The sequence below is a fragment of the Sphingomonas sp. S-NIH.Pt3_0716 genome (assembly GCF_003950715.1).
Taxonomy (GTDB): Bacteria; Pseudomonadota; Alphaproteobacteria; order Sphingomonadales; family Sphingomonadaceae; genus Sphingobium; species Sphingobium yanoikuyae_A.
On sequence record NZ_QLJK01000013.1, the window covers coordinates 1 to 16,191 of the forward strand.

The window sequence follows — 16,191 nt, forward strand, 5'->3', positions numbered from 1 at the left end:
GTTAGGGGGTGGGCTGGGCGTCGCGAAAGCCCACCCCGCTGCGACTAACGCGCTGCGCGCGTAAGTCTCGCTACCCCTCCCGTTTACGGGAGGGGATTGGTAGGAAACCACCATCGCCGCCATTCGACGAACCTCAAAGCGCGCGCTACGACGCCTTCGCCAGTCCCGGCACCCGCACCGGCTGCGCCACTGGCCGGTTGAGGGCGACCGACAGCCGATCCGCCGTGCGCAGCGCCAGCGCAGCGATGGTCAGGGTCGGATTGGCCCAGCTCGATGTCGGGAAGGTCGAAGACCCCACGACATAGAGATTGGCCTGGCCATGCACCCGGCCATCGGCATCGACCACGCCCTGGCGCGGATCGGTCGCCATGCGGGTCGTGCCCATATGATGATAGCCACCGATCGCGTGGGAAGAGATGAGCGGATCGTTGCGCCACAATTCGCCCGGCTCGTCCAGCCAATCGGCCCGCTCGACCCGGCCCATGCCCAGCCGCTGGAGTTCACGGCCCAGACCATCGACCAGTCCCGTCACGCTATGCTTGTCGATCGCCGACAGCCGCCAGTCCAGCGCCACGCGCGGCACGCCCAGCGCGTCGCGCTCCTTCGTCAGCAGCACCCGGCTGTCGGGATTGGGCGCCTGTTCGGCCCGCACCAGCAGCGCGATCTCCAGCTTGCCCGCCTTGTGCAGCAGCCAGGGGCGCAACGGATCGACATGGCGCTGGGCCCATGTCGCCGCCTTCTTGGTCATCATCCACATCCGCCGGCCACTGCGCGTCGGCGACATGTCGTGCTTGAGCGAGCCATAGGCCCGCATGCCCCAGAATTGCGACGCCCGCGCCGGTTGCCGCCCGACGATGGTCAGCGAACTGTTGAGCAGCCCCTCGCGCTGCTGCAGATCGGCAGACGGCGTGATGAGCGCCGCCATGTCATGCCCGCCGATCCGGTGCCGCCGGCCGAACGCCTTGAGCAGCGGCCAGGCCCTGGCATCGACGATCCGCCCGCCGCGCGCATGGGGATGTTCCATGAAGTTGCGGCCGACCTGGTCGCGCTCATTGCCGATGTTCGATGCCAGCAGCAGCCGGGCATTCTCGATCCCGCCCGCCGCCAGCACGAAGGCGCGCGCCTCGACATGCAGATGCGCGCCGGCCAGCGCCTTCGCCTCGATCCGGCTGATCGCGCCATCCCTGGTCACGATCCGCGTGACGCTGGCATGGGTGATGATCTCGCAACGCGGATGATCGCGCAAATCCTGGCACGCGTCGAAGGTGAAGCGGTTGAAACGCGGATCGAAATTCCACACCGGCATGTGCAGTTCCGACCGGTCGAACCCCGGCAGCGGTACGCCATGGGCGCTCAGCGCCTCCGCGCTCGCCGGCTCGTCGCCAATCTCGAATATGCCGCGCGCCTGGCCATAATAATCCTGCAGTTCGTCCCAGGACAGCGGCCAGCCTGATCCCGCCACCCAGTCGCGGCGCTGGAGGTCGATCGGGTCCAACGTAGCACAGCGCCCGCCCCAGATCGCCGTCGTGCCGCCAAAGAAGCGCAGCCGTGCATCGTCCAGCTCATAATAGGTCTGGCCGACATTCTTGCCGGCGTTGAGGTCGGCGGTTTCCCGCTCATAATCCAGCCCGCCGCTTTCCAGCAGCAGCACCTGATGCCCGGCCGCCAGCAGCCGGCGCGCGGTGGTGATGCCGGCCGCGCCCGCGCCGATGACGCAGACATCTGCCCGCCGGCGCAGCGCGCCGGTCTGTTGCGAGAGATCAATGCTCATTCATGCGTCCTGATTATTGGCCAGATCGGCCGCGTGCTTCTGCAGGAAATCCTGGGATTCCACGCCGGTCAGCACATAGACGGTGCCCTTGCGGGCCCAGTAGGCGATGGTCTCGCCGTCGACGACCTGGGTGCGCGGCGTTTCCGGCAGGCCGGTGACGGCCCGCGCCGCGAACAGCGACACCGGTGCCTTTTCGCCTGCATCGATCACCAGTTGCAGGCTCGGCCCATAGTCGGACGGGAACAGTTGCACATCCAGCAGCCGCCAACCCGCCGGCAGCACCGGCACGTTGATATGGGTGGCGGACCGGACATCGGCCGGGTCGAAATGCGGGATTTCGGGCTGCGACTTCATGTGCGACCGCACCAGCGCGGTCTTGTGCGACATCAAGGCCTCCTCGATGAACACCGGCATCGCCTGCGCCGTCGGCGCCACGCCCATGTTCAGCTTGCCCACGCCCAGCGCCACGGCGGCAACGATGCCCGCCGCCATCGCTAGCCCGCCGCTCAACCGGCGAAACAGGCGGCTACGGTGCAGCGCGCCTTCCACCTTGCGGGCGCTGTCATGCAGGCGTTGCGGCACCGGCTGATCATCGCGCTCCGCCAGCGCCCGCATTGCGTCGCGCACCGACAGATCGGCCAACACACGCGCGGCGACATCGGGATTGCGCACCAGATAATCGGCCACTTCCAGCCGCCCCATGGCGTCGAGCTGGTCGTCGACATAGGCATGCAGTTCGCATTCGGTGATGGTGAGTTCCGCCATGGCTCAATCCCTCACGATGCGCAGATGGCCGGGGCGCACGGCGGACGCCCCCTCCTCCAGCGCGCGCAGCTTCGCGCGGGCGCGGGACAGCCGCGAAATCAGCGTGCCGATGGGAATGCCGATCGCGTCGGCCGCATCCTGATAGGAAAGCCCCTCGACCGCGACGAGATGCAGCACGGTCTGCTGCTCCTCCGGCAAGGCGCTCAGCGCCGCCTCGATCTGGTGCAGCCGCACCATCTGCTCCTGCGCCGGCGCCGCTACCGGCTCGGCCTGCGCCACGGCGTCGGCACGGAACCGTTCGCGCACGGCCGCCCGGCGGGTGCCGCTGACGAAGACATTGTGCAAAATGGAAAACAGCCAGACGCGCAGTGGCCGGCCGCGCTGATAGCTGTCGGCATTGGCATAGGCGCGCACCAGCGCATCCTGGACCAGGTCTTCGGCATCGCTTTCATTGCCGGTCAGTCGACGGGCGTAGCGCATCAGCGCGGGCAGCAGGTCGACGACCTTGGGCGACGTGGGTTTCATACGTCACTTACGCCTCAGTGGCGGCTTTAATCCCCTTTGCTACCAAATTATTTCCAGACCATGTATCGGGGCTTTCCCCGATCGGAGGTCAGGGCCGGATTTCGCGCCTTTCCGCGCTGCTGCGCAGGCCCGCTTCCAATATTTCCATCACCGCGATCGCCTCGTCCGCCGGCACCGGATTGGCGCCCTCGCCCCGGATCGCATCGGCCAGCGCCTGCCAGAACAGCCGGTAATCGCCACGTTCATTCATAACCATGTGGGTATCGCCCGTCGCATCGGTCAGATGGCCCGGCTGCGGATCGACGCCCCAGTCCGTCCCCTCGGGCCGCTGCCCGGCGACTGTCGCCGCTTCCTGCCCGTCGGTCCCATTCTTGATCCAGCTGCCGCCCGTGCCATGCACGACGAAGCGCAACCCATGCGCCGCCGCCTGCTTGGTCGCATGCAGCAGCACGCGATGGCGCGGATAGCGCAGCGTCACATGGAAATAGTCGGGCGAGGCTGCCCCCTCGCGCAGAGCGGTAATGTCCGCGCTCACCCCTTCGGGCTTGCCGAACAGGCACAGCGCCTGGTCGACCAGATGCGGCCCCAGATCCTGCCAGATGCCCGCCGCCCGCGCATCCTTCCAGCTCGTCGCCGGGATCGGTCGCCAACGGTCGAAATGGCTTTCGAACTGGATGATCTCGCCCAACCGCCCCTCGGCGATCAGCCGGCGCAAGGTGCGGAAATCGGCGTCCCAGCGCCGGTTCTGGAACACAGCGAGCAATCGCCCGGCCCCCTCTGCCTCGGCCGCCACCCGGCGCGCATCGGCCAGCGTGGTGGCAAAGGGCTTGTCCACCAGCACATGCTTGCCCGCCCGCAGCGCGGCGATCGCATGGTCGGCATGCAGCTCGTCCGGGCTGCACACGATCACCAGATCGATCCCCGGCAATGTCAGCAGCGCATCGACATCGGGCACCACCTGCATGCCCGGCAGGCCGGCATGGACCTTGGCCGGATCGCGCGAGACCACCGCGCGCAGCGCCATGCCCGGCGTCGCCATCACATAGGGCGCGTGGAAGGCCCGCCCGCCAAGCCCATAGCCGATCAGGCCCACGCCGATTTCCTGCATCATCATCGTCCCATATCGCCGGGGCGGATCAGGGCGCACGCGCCTTGCCCCACAAAGATAGCATATACTATCTTCATGCCGAATCCCGCGAACGGGATCATGCCGAGAGGATAGCGCCCATGTTGTTGCGCCGACCATCGCCGCTTGTCGACCCGGCATCGGGCGTACTGCGCGCCGACCATTTCCAGATCGCCTATGCGACCAACGATATCGACCGGGCACAGGCGATCCTGGCTGACCGCTATGGCATAGGCGCCTTTCGCCGGCTCGAAGGACCGCTGGCGGCCGGCGGCCAGATCCGCGTGGAACTGGCCTGGGTCGGTCCGGTCATGTACGAACTGCTCACCGCCTCCGGGCCGGGATCGGCCATCTACATGGACCGGCTCGCCCCCGGCGATGTTTTCCAGATGCGCCATCATCATCTGGGCTACCTGATCCACGACGCCGCGCAGTGGCAGGCCCTGCTCGCCCGCGCGCAAGCCGACGGCCTGCCCGTCCCCCATGTCAGCCATAATCCGGGTTTCATGGACAGTTGCTTCGTCGATGCGCCGGAGCTTGGCCATTATCTCGAATATATTTTCCCGACCCAGGCCGGGATCGACTTTTTCGCCGCCGTTCCCGCCACCTGACCCGCCCGAAAGGACCAACCATGCCCCCTGCCCCCCGCGCGATCGTCGTCGGCACCGGCTTTGGCTGCCGCATTCATGTTCCCGCCCTGCGCGCTGCCGGGTTCGAGGTGGCGGGCCTCATCGGCACCGATCCGGACCGCACCCGCCGCCGCGCCGATGCTGTCAACATCGCTGACATCTTCACGGATCTGGGCGAAGCGATCGACCGCACCGGCGCCGTTGCGGTAACGATCGCCACGCCCCCCGCCAGCCATGCCGCGCTTGCCCTGACCGCGATCGAACGGGGCTGCCACATCCTCTGCGAAAAGCCGATGGCCGCCGACCTGGCCGAGGCCCGCGCGATGCTGGCGGCGGCGGAACAGGCGGGCGTCACGCACCTGATCGGCAACGAGTTTCGCTGGGCGCCCGATCGCGCGATGATCGGCCGCGCCATCGCCAACGGGCTGATCGGCGATCCGCGCTATGTCACGCTGTCCAGCGTCCTGCCGATCGTCGCCGATCCCGCCGCCCGCATGCCGCGCTGGTGGTTCGATGCCGGCGCCGGCGGCGGCTGGCTCGGCGCCCATGGCTCGCATCTGGTCGACCAGTTGCGCGTCTGGCTGGGCGAGGTCGACAGCCTCAGCGCCACCCTGCCCACCGTGTCGGACCGCCCGGCCGACGCGGCGGAGGACAGCTATATCGTCCGCTTCCGCATGAAGAATGGCGCCCAGGGCATTCTCCAGCACAGCGCCGGCGTCTGGGGGCCGTCCGAGAATGTGAGCCGCGTCGCCGGCACCCATGGCACGCTCTGGGTCGACAAGGGGGTGGTCAAGATCGCCGACCGCGATGGCGTGCGCGACCTGCCGGTCGATGCCGACCTCCACCTGCCGCCGATCGAAGCCGACGATCCGCGCAAGGCGGCGATGCTGTTCGAACTCGCCCCCTTCATCCGCCTGTGCGAAGCCTTGCGCGCCGGCGTCGAAGGGCGGCCGATACCCGATGGCGTCCCGGTCCCGACCTTCCATGATGGCGTCGCGGCCATGGCGATGCTCGACGCAATCCGCCAGTCCGCCGCGCAGGATGGCGCGCTCGTTACAATGTCCTGAAAAGAGAGAAGGCCCGTCGACGGGGGGATGTCGACGGGCCCGATCTGCGAGACCGCCCGAGCGGGGGGAAGTGCGGCGGCCTCATGCAACAGAACGGGCCAGTGCCACGATGGTTCCCGCCTTATTGCTGATGCGGCAGCAATTCGATGAACAGCCCCTCGGCGTCGGCGCACACTATGTCGCCGTCACGCAGTTCGCCCCGCACGAAACGCTTGCGCCCCTCGACCTTGGTGACCCAGGCGCTGACCTGCAATTCCTTGTCGATCGGCGTGATGGCGCGATAATTGACATGCAGATAGGCGGTGCGCGCCATGCGCTGCGCGCTCATGTTCGCCGGCAGCCCCAATATCTCGTCGAACAGCAAAGCCACCGCCCCGCCATGAGCGGCATAATTGGCGCCCAGATGGAAGGCGCCAAAGGTGACGCGGGCATGGAGCGAATCATCGCCCATCTGATCGGGGATGAAGGCCGGCGCGAACACCTGGCCATGACCCGGCGCATCGCGCACCCGGCCGAACATGCGATGCGCCTCGTCCGCCACCATCGGCGTCAGCCGCTGCGTCCAGGTGGCCAGGTCCGCGTCCAGCGCCTGCGCCGTAGCGTCGTCCAGCTTGGCCGCCGCGACATGATCCAGGAAATCGCGCAACCGGTCGATCATCGCGCCATAGGGCGTATCGCCCGTCAGCCAGCGCCCGCCCAGCAGATCCCGTTCCTCGTCCGCTCCCGGTCCTGCCGCCGATCCTGCTTCCGTCATCTGTCGTCCTGCTCCCTTTGCCCCTGCTTAGCCATGCTTTGGCGGGCGAAGGAAGCCCCCGATCGGCGGGCAGGATGGCGGCTGGATCGCCGCGCATCAATCGGGCGCGGCCGCACCTTCCGGGATAACGCTACGGCGTTGCGGCATCACGCTGCGCCCCGGCACCATCAGGGGACCGCCAGGCGTCTCGAAAAGAAAATCCTCCTCCGCGCCATTGATGCACAGGCTGAGGCCCGACGCCCGGAAATGCAGCACCAGCCGCCGCCGCGCGGGGTCTTCCCATTGGGCAACGGTCAGCGGCTGCCCGCCCTCGTCCAGCCAGACGACATCGCCCTCGCCCAGCAGCGCCACGTCGGTTAGCTCGGCACAATTCCGCCGCCATTGCCCCAGCACAAAGGCATGGGCCTCGATCTCCCGGTCGCGCGCGTCCCACTCGATCCAGCTGATGCCATTATCCTGCGCATAGGCATTATTATTGCCCATCTGGCTGCGCCCGAACTCGTCGCCCGCCGTCAGCATGATCGTGCCGCGCGAGCAGAAGAGGGTCGAAAGCAGCGCCTTGATGTCGCGCCGCCGCGCCGCATTCACCGCCGGATCGTCGCTCACCCCCTCCACGCCATTGTTCCAGCTGAAATTCTCGCCATGGCCATCGCGATTGTCCTCGCCATTGGCGAGGTTATGCTTGTCCGCATAGGCAGTGCAGTCGGCCAAAGTGAAGCCGTCATGGGCGGCGAGGAAATTGACGCTGCGGGTGATGCCCTCAAACAGGTCCGACGATCCCGCCAGCCGCGTGGCAAAGGCACCAATCGTGCCGGCGTCTCCCCGCCAGAAACGCCGCATATCGTCGCGATAGCGGTCATTCCATTCCAGCCAGGGCGGCCCGAACCGGCCCAGTTGATAGCCCCCCGGACCGATATCCCATGGCTCGGCGATCAGAATGCGGTCGCCCAGTATCGGGTCGGCGCGCATCTCCGCCAGCAGTGGCGCATCAGGATCGAACCCGTCCGCAAGCCGCCCCAGCGCCGGCGCCAGATCGAAACGGAAACCATCAATCCCCGCCTGCACCACGAAATGGCGCAGCGATTCCAGGATCATCCGGCGCACCATCGGCTGGTTGCAATCCACGCTGTTGCCGGTGCCGGTATCGTTGATCAGCCGCCCGTCCGCCTGGTGCCGGAAATAGGCGCGGGCATTGAGGCCGCGCAGCGACAAGGTCGGCCCCAAGCTGTCGCTTTCGCCGTCATGATTATAGACCATGTCCATGATCACGCCGATCCCCGCATCGTGCAGCGCCGCGACCGTATCGCGCAATTCGGCAAGCCCGCCGGGCGCCAGTCGCGGATCGAGCGCGAAATAGCTGACCGGATTATAGCCCCAGGCATTGCGCAGGCCGAGCGGCGGCAAATGCCGCTCATCGATCCACGCGTTGATCGGCATCAGCTCGACCGCGCCAACGCCCAGCTTCTGGAGATGATCGATCACCACCGGATGGGCGAGCGCGGCGATCGTGCCGCGCTGCGCTTCGGGAATGTCGGGATGCAACAGCGAGAAGCTGCGCACCTGCAATTCGTAGATGAGCCCACCCGGCTGGAAGCGCGGCGCCGCCGAAGCGACGGCTGGCAACGGCGCGGCGACCACCCCTTTGGGCATCAGTGTGGCCGTATCCTCCCCCTGCCCGCGCGGTGCGGCCAGCATCGGGTCATGGACGAAGGCCCGGTCGATCGCCGGCGCATAGGGATCGAGCAGCAGCTTGTCGGGGTCGAACCACAGGCCGCTATCGGGATCATATGGGCCGTCGGCGCGCAGGCCATAGCGGGCACCGGCGCCGACGCCCGGCGCATGAACCTGCCAGACGCCCTCATCTCCCTGCGCCATCGGCAGGCGGCTTTCCCGGTCGTCGGCGTCGAACAGACAGAGCCAGAGCTGCGTCGCCTCCGGCGCCCAGACGGCAAAGCGGGTTCCGCCGGCATCGATCACCGGCCCGAACCCGCCCGCGCTCATGCGGCTTCGCGCCCCAGCAGGCTGCGATAGAGGGCCGCATAGCGCGCCGCGCTGTGGGTCCAGCTGAAATCGGCGCGCATCCCCGCGCGCTGCATCGCCTGCCAGGCTTCCGGCTCGCCATGCAGGCGCACCGACCGCGCGATCGCACCATGCAGCGCCAGCGGATCGTCGCCGGCGAACAGGATGCCGGTCGCCACGCCCGCACTCACCGCCGCCTCATTGGCGTCGATCACCGTATCGGCCAGGCCGCCGACCCGCGCCACTACCGGCACGCAGCCATAGCGCAGGCCATAAAGCTGGGTCAGGCCGCACGGTTCGAAGCGTGACGGGATCAGGATCGCGTCGCCGCCCGCCTGCAACAGATGCGACAGCGGCTCGTCATAGCCGATCTGCACGCCCACGCGGCCGCGATGCCGGTCCGCCGCCGCCAGGAAGCCGCCCTCCAGCGCGTGATCGCCCGACCCCAGCACCGCCAGTTTCGCGCCCAGCCCGACCAGATGGTCGATCGCGTTCATCATCAGGTCCATGCCCTTCTGCCAGGTCAGGCGGCTGATGATGACGAATATCGGCGCATCGTCACGCTGCAGGCCGAAGCGCTTTTCCAGCGCCCGCCGGTTGGCGCTTCGGCCGCTCAGCGCACGCGCGCTGTAGCGCCGCGCGATCAGTTCATCCTCGGCCGGGTTCCAGATGTCGGTATCGACGCCGTTCAATATACCATGCAGCTTGTCGCTGCGCCCGTTGATCAGCCCATCCAGCCCCATGCCATGAACCGGCGAGCGGATTTCCTCGGCATAGGTCGGGCTGACCGTGGTGATCGCATCGGCCGACACCAGCCCCGCCTTCAGGAAGCCGGTGCCGCCATAATATTCGACGCCATCCATGCCCCAGGCTTCGGCCGGCAGGCCCAGCTGGGCAAATATCTCCGGCCCGAACCGCCCCTGAAAGGCCAGGTTATGGATGGTGACGACGCGCGGCACGGCATGGGCCGGGCCAAAGCGCATATAGGCCGCCGTCATCGCCGCCTGCCAGTCATGGACATGGACGATATCGGGCATCCAGCCCTTCACGCCTTCCGCCGCAATATCCGCGCCGACCCGCGCCAACGCGGCAAAGCGCCGCCAATTATCGCCCCAGTCATTGCCGCCATGGTCGCCATAGGGCCCGCCTTCGCGCGCGTAGAAATCGGGTGCGTCCAGCACCAGCAGGTCGAGGTCGCCGACCTTGCCCGCCAGCACCGTCGCCGGAGCGCCGAACAGCTTGTCGTAGCGACGCACCGCCTTGGCCTTGCCCAGCTTCGACAGGACCGAAGGATAACCCGGCACCAAGGTCCGGGTCTCGACATCATGGCCGGCCAGCGCGCCGGGTAGCGCGCCGACGACATCGGCCAGCCCCCCGGTCTTGATCAGCGGATAGATTTCGGACGCAACCGACAGAAGCTTCATCATCATCCTTCGTTTCAGGCCACCAGCCGATCGATCATCGGCTGCGTCACCAGGCATATGCCGCTGTCGGTGCGACGGAAATGCTGCGCGTCAAAGGCTGGGTCTTCGCCGATGATCAGGCCCGGCGGGATGCTGATCCCGGAATCGACCACGCATTTGTGCAGCCGCGCGCCCCGCCCGATCACGCAATTGGGCATGATGACGCTCTCTGTAATGGACGAGAAGCTGTGGGTGCGCACCTCGGAAAAAAGCAGGCTGCGATGCAGCGAGGAGCCCGACACGATGCAGCCGCCCGCCACCAACGAACTGGTCGCCGATCCACGCCGGCCATCCTCATTATGGACGAACTTGGCCGGCGGCGTGACCTCCGAATAGGTCCAGAGCGGCCAGCTGCGGTCGTAAAGGTCCAGGCTCGGCACCACGTCGGTCAGGTCGATATTGGCCTGCCAATAGGCGTCGATCGTGCCGACATCGCGCCAATAGGGCACCAGCTCGCTTTCCGCCCGCACGCAACTGCTAGAGAAGCGATGCGCCACCGCCTTCCCGTGCTTGACGATATAAGGGATGATGTCGCCGCCGAAATCGCGCTTGCTGTTCTTGTCGTCGGCATCGCGCAACAATTGCTCGATCAGGAAGCGGGTGCGGAAGACATAAATGCCCATCGATGCCAGCGCCATGTCGGGCTGGCCGGGAATGGCGGGCGGATCCTTGGGCTTTTCGACAAAGGCGGTGATCACGTCCGCCTCGTCGACATGCATCACGCCAAAGCCGACCGCCTCCATCCGCGGCACCTCCAGACAGCCGACGGTGACATCCGCGCCACTGTCGACATGCTGCTGCAGCATCAGCTCATAGTCCATCTTGTAGACATGATCGCCGGCCAGGATGACCATATATTCCGGCGCATAGCTTTCGATGATGTCGATATTCTGGAACACGGCGTCGGCCGTCCCCTCATACCATTGGCTTTCGGAAATACGCTGGCTGGCGGGCAATATGTCGAAGCTCTCGTTCCGCTCGGGCCGCAGGAAGTTCCAGCCGCGCTGCAAATGCCGGATCAGCGAATGGGCCTTATACTGGGTCGCCACGCCGATGCGGCGGATACCGCTGTTGAGCGCATTGGACAGCGCAAAGTCGATGATCCGCGCCTTGCCGCCGAAATGCACCGCCGGCTTGGCCCGCCGGTCGGTCAGCTCGGCAAGGCGACTGCCGCGTCCGCCGGCCAGCACATAGGCCATGGCGTCGCGCGCGATCGGCTGATTGCGTTGTTGCATTAGGGCTCCTCTCTCATGCCCGCGACCGCCTGCACGCGTTCCTCGGTATCAATAGTCCAGTTCCAGCATCAAGGTTCCGAAGGGCGGGATGGTTATGTTCGCCCATCCGCTCTCATCGGCCTCGACCACGCCCATATTGCCGGCGCCGCTGCCGCCATATTCGCACGCATCGCTATTGAGTATCTCGCGCCAGCGACCACCCACGGGCAGACGCATGCGATAGCCATGGCGCAGCACCGGCGTGAAATGGCTGATGACGACGATCGGCTTGTGGCCCGGCGCCCGCCGTTGCCAGGCAAAGACGCTGTCCGCCGCGCCATCGACCAGCACCCATTCAAACCCTTCCGCCTCGCAATCGCGCGCATGCAACGCCGGGCGCGAGCGATAGAGACGGTTGAGGTCGCCAACCAGCATCTGCACGCCCTGATGGGGCGCATGATCGACCAGGTTCCAGTCGAGCGCCCGCTGCTCGCTCCACTCGGCGCGCTGGGCGAATTCCTGGCCCATGAACAGCAGCTTCTTGCCGGGATAGCCCCACATGAAGGCATAATAAGCCCGCAGCGTCGCGAATTTCTGCCAGTCGTCGCCCGCCATCTTGTGCAGCAGCGACGATTTGCCATGCACCACCTCGTCATGGCTCAGCGCCAGCACGAAATTCTCGCTGAAGGCATAGAGCAGGCCGAAGGTGATGTCGTCATGATGATGCTGCCGATGCACCGGCTCGCGCGCCAGATAGCGCAGCGTGTCGTGCATGAAACCCATATTCCATTTGAAACCGAAGCCAAGGCCACCCTGATGCACCGGCGCCGACACCTGCGGCCAGCTGGTCGATTCCTCGGCGATCGTCATCACGCCGGGAGAATCCGCATAGAGCGCCTTGTTCATCCCCTGGAGGAAGGCGACCGCCTCCACATTCTCCCGCCCGCCATGGTCGTTGGGGATCCATTCGCCGGGCTTTCGCGAATAATCGAGGTAGAGCATCGACGCGACCGCATCGACCCGCAGCCCGTCGACATGATAGCGCTCGGCCCAGAAGAGCGCATTGTTGGTCAGATATTCCGCCACTTCGCGCCGGCCGAAATTGTAGATCGCCGTGTTCCAGTCCGGCTGGAACCCCTTGCGCGGATCGGCATGTTCGTAGAGCGCGGTGCCGTCGAACCGGGCCAGGCCATGTTCGTCGGTCGGGAAATGCGCCGGCACCCAATCGAGGAGGACGCCGATCCCCGCGCGGTGCGCGCCATCGACGAAACGCGCAAAGCCCGCCGGATCGCCAAAGCGCGCAGTCGGCGCATAAAGGCCCAGCGTCTGGTAGCCCCAGCTTGGATCATAGGGAAATTCGCTGATCGGCAGGAACTCGATATGGGTAAATCCCATGCCGACGACATAAGGGATCAGCCGCTCGGCCAGCGCGTCCCAGTGCAGGAAATCGCCATTTTCGTCGCGCTGCCATGACCCGGCATGCACTTCGTAGATGGAGATGGGCTGCCGCCGCGCATCCGCCTTCTGCCAATGGTCTCGGTGATCCGCATCGCCCCATTTATGCGCCGGCGGACCGTTGACGATCGACGCGGTCGACGGGCGCAGCTCCGACCGGAAGGCGAAGGGATCGGCCTTGAGCGGCAGCACCACGCCGTCCGGCCCGACAATCTCGAACTTATAGGGCTGGCCGATGCCGACTTCGGGCAGGAAGATTTCCCATACGCCCGCATCCTGCCGGTGCCGCATCGCCGCGCGCCGCCCGTCCCAGCGGTTGAAGTCGCCGACCACCGACACGCGCCGGGCATTGGGGGCCCAGACCGCGAAATGGGTGCCGGCGATCCCTTCATGCTCCATCGGATGCGCGCCCAGCTTCTCGAACAGGCGTTTGTGCGATCCTTCGGCGAAATAATAATCGTCCATCGGCCCCAGCACCGGGCCAAAGCCATAGGGGTCGATCGTCGCATAGCGGCCGCCATCGGCATATTGCGCTTCATAGCGCAGCGGCTGGCGCTTGCGGATCTTGACCTTGCCCTCGAACAGCCCGGCCGGGTGGATCAGCGCCAGTTCGCCGACCGGCTTGCCATCCAGCGTCTGCGCGCTGACGCTGACGGCATCGGGCAACAGCACGCAGGCCGTAAAGCCGGTCTTGCCGCTGTCAGGATCGGCCGGATGCACGCCAAGCGTCGCGAAGGGATCGGCATCCCGCCCTTCGACCAGCCGGTCGATCTGCTCCGGCGTCAGCACGCTCCTATCTCCCGTCTCCGCCGATAGCGGCCATTCTTATCATCCCATGTTCCAGATGTCGGCTGCATATTCGCGGATCGTCCGGTCGGACGAGAACCAGCCCATGCGCGCGACATTGTGGATCGCCTTCTTCGCCCACAAAGCCTGATCCTGCCAGATGCCATCGACCCGGCGCTGGGCGGCGGCATAGCTGTCGAAATCGGCCGCCACCATGAACCAGTCATGGTCGTAGATGCCCTGGATCAGATCCTTGTAGCGATTGGGATCGTCGGGCGAGAAGACGCCGCTGGCAATGGCATTGAGCGCCTGCCCCAGTTCCCGGCTCTGCTCGATCACCGCGCGCGGATTATAGCCCTCGGCCCGGCGCTGGTTCACCTCGGCCGCGGTCAGGCCGAAGATCACGATATTATCCTCGCCGACATGGTCGCGCATCTCGACATTGGCGCCGTCCAGCGTGCCGATGGTCAGCGCGCCGTTGACCGCGAACTTCATGTTGCCGGTGCCCGACGCCTCCATGCCCGCGGTCGAAATCTGTTCGCTCAGGTCCGCCGCCGGAATCATCATCTCGGCCATGGAGACATTGTAATTGGGCACGAACTGCACCTTCAGCAGCCCCTGCACCGACGGATCATGATTGATCGCGCGGGCCACGTCGCCCGCCAGCTTTATGATCAGCTTGGCATTATGATAGCTGGGCGCGGCCTTGCCGCCGAACAGCTTGACCCGCGGCACCCAGTCCTTTTCGGGATGCGAGCGGATCTGGTCATAGAGCGCCACCGCCTCGATGATGTTGAGCAATTGCCGCTTATATTCGTGGATGCGCTTGATCTGGATGTCGAACAGCGCGTCGGCGTCGATCCGGGCGTTGATCCGCTTACGCAGCAGGTCGGCCAGCGCGACCTTGTTGAAGCGCTTCACCGCCAGGAACCGCTCTTGGAAGGCGGTGTCGTCGGCGAAATTGTCAAGCTCGCGCAGCGCCTCGGCATCGTCCATGAAGCGGTCGCCAATCGCCTCGCGGATCAGTTCGAACAGGCCGTGATTGCACTGCATCAGCCAGCGGCGGAAGGTGACGCCATTGGTCTTGTTGTTGATCCGCAAGGGATAGAGCTTGTGCAGGTCGGCGAAGACCGTGACCTTCATCAGGTCGGTGTGCAGCGCCGACACGCCGTTGACGCTGTGCGATCCGGCAAAGGCGAGATTGCCCATCCGCACCCGCCGCTCGCCGCCCTCATCGATCAGCGAGATGGTGCCGATCGCATGGTCGTCGAACTGGCCGGACTTGCGCGCCTCGCCCAGCAAGCGGCTGTTGATGGCATAGACGATCTGCATGTGCCGAGGCAGCAGCCGCTCGAACAGGGGCACCGGCCAGCTTTCCAGCGCCTCGGGCAACAATGTGTGGTTGGTATAGCCGAAGGTGCGGCGGACAATGTCCCAACCCTCGTCGAAGTCCAGCCCATGCTCGTCGACCAGGATACGCATCAACTCCGCCACCGATACCGCCGGATGGGTATCGTTGAGCTGGATCGCCGCCTTGTCCGGCAAGGTGCGGACATCGCCGAAATATTGGATATGCCGCCGGACAATGTCCTGCAGCGAGGCGGAGGAGAAGAAATATTCCTGCCGCAGCCGCAATTCCTGCCCCGCCGGTGAAGAGTCGGCAGGATAGAGGACGCGAGTCAGCGCCTCGGCCCGGTTGCTTTCGGACAGCGCGCCCAGATGGTCGCCGGCATTGAACTTGTCGAGCAGGATCGGATCGATCGGCTGCGCCTCCCACAGGCGCAGCGTATTGACCCGCTTGCCCCGCCAGCCGGCAATCGGCGTGTCATAGGGGGTGGCGATCACCCGTTCGGCCGGACGCCAGCTCATCTGATAGGGGCCGCAATTCTCGTACTCGGCCGGATCGACACGCCCGCCGAACCCGACCTCGTAACTTGCCTCGCGCCGCTCGAACTCCCAGGGATTGCCGTGCGCCAGCCAGTTTTCCGGCAGTTCCACCTGCCAGCCGTCGCTGATCTCTTGCCGGAACATGCCGTTCACATAGCGGATGCCATAGCCATAGGCGGGGATGTCGACCGTCGCCATGCTCTCCATGAAGCACGCCGCCAGCCGCCCCAGGCCACCATTGCCCAGCGCAGCATCCGGCTCCAGCGCGGCGATCAGGTCCAGATCGACGCCCAGCGAGTCGAGCGCGGCCTGCAAATCGTCCAGCATTTCCATGTTGGACGCGGCATCGCGCATCAGCCGGCCGATCAGGAATTCCAGGCTCAGATAATAGACCCTGCGCCCCTGTTCCTCATAGGTCTTGTGGGTGGACTCGATCCAGGCGTCGATCACCCGGTCGCGGATCGAGAGGATCACGGCATGCAGCCAGTCATGCGGCTTGGCCGCCTTGGCATCCTTGCCGATGCGATAGGTCAATCGCTCGACAATCTCATGGGCCAGAATCTGCGGATCAACCTGCCGGGGTGCCGGCTTGGGAAGCTGCGTCTCGCCCTTGAGATTCATGGCCGGGATCTCCCTCTATGAGTCACCGGGATGATGGCACAGCGCGCTTCGCCATGCCAATCCATTTTTTGCAGCGCAGCATGGGCTTTTCCCGCTTCTTTCCGCGGGC

General features: G+C 65.8%; 12 protein-coding genes. 2 read left to right on the forward strand and 10 right to left on the reverse strand.

All coding sequences use genetic code 11. From position 1 onward, the window contains the following. Positions 1-145: 145 nt before the first annotated feature. The 4 genes from BRX37_RS12055 to BRX37_RS12070 all read right to left on the reverse strand — a co-directional run bounded on the left by BRX37_RS12055 (position 146) and on the right by BRX37_RS12070 (position 4,175). Entirely contained in the window at positions 146-1,771 is a 1,626-nt protein-coding gene (locus tag BRX37_RS12055) for an FAD-dependent oxidoreductase (protein ID WP_125987228.1), read from the reverse strand. Further along, the gene (locus BRX37_RS12060; protein WP_125987230.1) at positions 1,772-2,536 is read right to left on the reverse strand and encodes an anti-sigma factor family protein; all 765 of its coding nucleotides are present in this window, start codon (positions 2,534-2,536) and stop codon (positions 1,772-1,774) included. Between the two features lie 3 nt (positions 2,537-2,539). Beyond that, complete coding sequence (locus tag BRX37_RS12065; protein WP_125987232.1) at positions 2,540-3,061, reverse strand: sigma-70 family RNA polymerase sigma factor; 522 nt, start codon at positions 3,059-3,061, stop codon at positions 2,540-2,542. Between the two features lie 88 nt (positions 3,062-3,149). Further along, the gene (locus BRX37_RS12070) at positions 3,150-4,175 is read right to left on the reverse strand and encodes an oxidoreductase (protein WP_125987234.1); all 1,026 of its coding nucleotides are present in this window, start codon (positions 4,173-4,175) and stop codon (positions 3,150-3,152) included. Between the two features lie 113 nt (positions 4,176-4,288). Here BRX37_RS12070 and BRX37_RS12075 point away from each other — a divergent pair, with 113 nt between their 5' ends. Both BRX37_RS12075 and BRX37_RS12080 read left to right on the forward strand, forming a co-directional pair. Beyond that, on the forward strand, positions 4,289-4,798 hold the full coding sequence (locus BRX37_RS12075; protein ID WP_125987236.1) for a VOC family protein: 510 nt from the start codon (positions 4,289-4,291) through the stop codon (positions 4,796-4,798). A 20-nt stretch (positions 4,799-4,818) separates the two neighbouring features. Beyond that, a complete protein-coding gene (locus tag BRX37_RS12080) occupies positions 4,819-5,883 on the forward strand; it encodes a Gfo/Idh/MocA family protein (protein WP_125987238.1) in 1,065 nt (354 codons plus the stop codon). Positions 5,884-6,004: 121 nt separating this feature from the next. Here the strand turns inward: BRX37_RS12080 and BRX37_RS12085 are convergent, their stop codons facing one another. The 6 genes from BRX37_RS12085 to BRX37_RS12110 all read right to left on the reverse strand — a co-directional run bounded on the left by BRX37_RS12085 (position 6,005) and on the right by BRX37_RS12110 (position 16,082). Beyond that, positions 6,005-6,637: a PaaI family thioesterase gene (locus tag BRX37_RS12085; protein WP_125987240.1), complete on the reverse strand. Its 633-nt coding sequence runs from the start codon at positions 6,635-6,637 to the stop codon at positions 6,005-6,007. Between the two features lie 96 nt (positions 6,638-6,733). Further along, on the reverse strand, positions 6,734-8,638 hold the full coding sequence (gene glgX, locus BRX37_RS12090; protein ID WP_125987242.1) for a glycogen debranching protein GlgX: 1,905 nt from the start codon (positions 8,636-8,638) through the stop codon (positions 6,734-6,736). Continuing rightward, a complete protein-coding gene (gene glgA, locus BRX37_RS12095; RefSeq protein ID WP_125987244.1) occupies positions 8,635-10,086 on the reverse strand; it encodes a glycogen synthase GlgA in 1,452 nt (483 codons plus the stop codon). Before glgA ends, glgX begins: the two co-directional genes overlap by 4 nt. Positions 10,087-10,094: 8 nt before the next feature. Continuing rightward, the gene (gene glgC / locus BRX37_RS12100) at positions 10,095-11,354 is read right to left on the reverse strand and encodes a glucose-1-phosphate adenylyltransferase (RefSeq protein WP_125987246.1); all 1,260 of its coding nucleotides are present in this window, start codon (positions 11,352-11,354) and stop codon (positions 10,095-10,097) included. Positions 11,355-11,402: 48 nt separating this feature from the next. Further along, positions 11,403-13,577, reverse strand: coding sequence for a 1,4-alpha-glucan branching protein GlgB (gene glgB / locus BRX37_RS12105; RefSeq protein WP_125987248.1), 2,175 nt, complete (start codon positions 13,575-13,577; stop codon positions 11,403-11,405). A gap of 39 nt (positions 13,578-13,616) precedes the next feature. Continuing rightward, entirely contained in the window at positions 13,617-16,082 is a 2,466-nt protein-coding gene (locus tag BRX37_RS12110) for a glycogen/starch/alpha-glucan phosphorylase (RefSeq protein ID WP_125987250.1), read from the reverse strand. Positions 16,083-16,191 lie beyond the last annotated feature (109 nt).

What these genes read in the sequence shown, in the direction of transcription:
- BRX37_RS12065 (WP_125987232.1), bottom strand. Translation starts at nt 3,061, where the DNA reads ATGAAACCCACGTCGCCCAAGGTCGTCGACCTGCTGCCCGCGCTGATG.
- BRX37_RS12070 (WP_125987234.1), bottom strand. Translation starts at nt 4,175, where the DNA reads ATGATGATGCAGGAAATCGGCGTGGGCCTGATCGGCTATGGGCTTGGC.
- BRX37_RS12110 (WP_125987250.1), bottom strand. Translation starts at nt 16,082, where the DNA reads ATGAATCTCAAGGGCGAGACGCAGCTTCCCAAGCCGGCACCCCGGCAG.
- glgX (WP_125987242.1), bottom strand. Translation starts at nt 8,638, where the DNA reads ATGAGCGCGGGCGGGTTCGGGCCGGTGATCGATGCCGGCGGAACCCGC.
- glgA (WP_125987244.1), bottom strand. Translation starts at nt 10,086, where the DNA reads ATGATGATGAAGCTTCTGTCGGTTGCGTCCGAAATCTATCCGCTGATC.
- BRX37_RS12075 (WP_125987236.1), top strand. Translation starts at nt 4,289, where the DNA reads ATGTTGTTGCGCCGACCATCGCCGCTTGTCGACCCGGCATCGGGCGTA.
- glgC (WP_125987246.1), bottom strand. Translation starts at nt 11,354, where the DNA reads ATGCAACAACGCAATCAGCCGATCGCGCGCGACGCCATGGCCTATGTG.
- BRX37_RS12055 (WP_125987228.1), bottom strand. Translation starts at nt 1,771, where the DNA reads ATGAGCATTGATCTCTCGCAACAGACCGGCGCGCTGCGCCGGCGGGCA.
- BRX37_RS12060 (WP_125987230.1), bottom strand. Translation starts at nt 2,536, where the DNA reads ATGGCGGAACTCACCATCACCGAATGCGAACTGCATGCCTATGTCGAC.
- BRX37_RS12080 (WP_125987238.1), top strand. Translation starts at nt 4,819, where the DNA reads ATGCCCCCTGCCCCCCGCGCGATCGTCGTCGGCACCGGCTTTGGCTGC.
- BRX37_RS12085 (WP_125987240.1), bottom strand. Translation starts at nt 6,637, where the DNA reads ATGACGGAAGCAGGATCGGCGGCAGGACCGGGAGCGGACGAGGAACGG.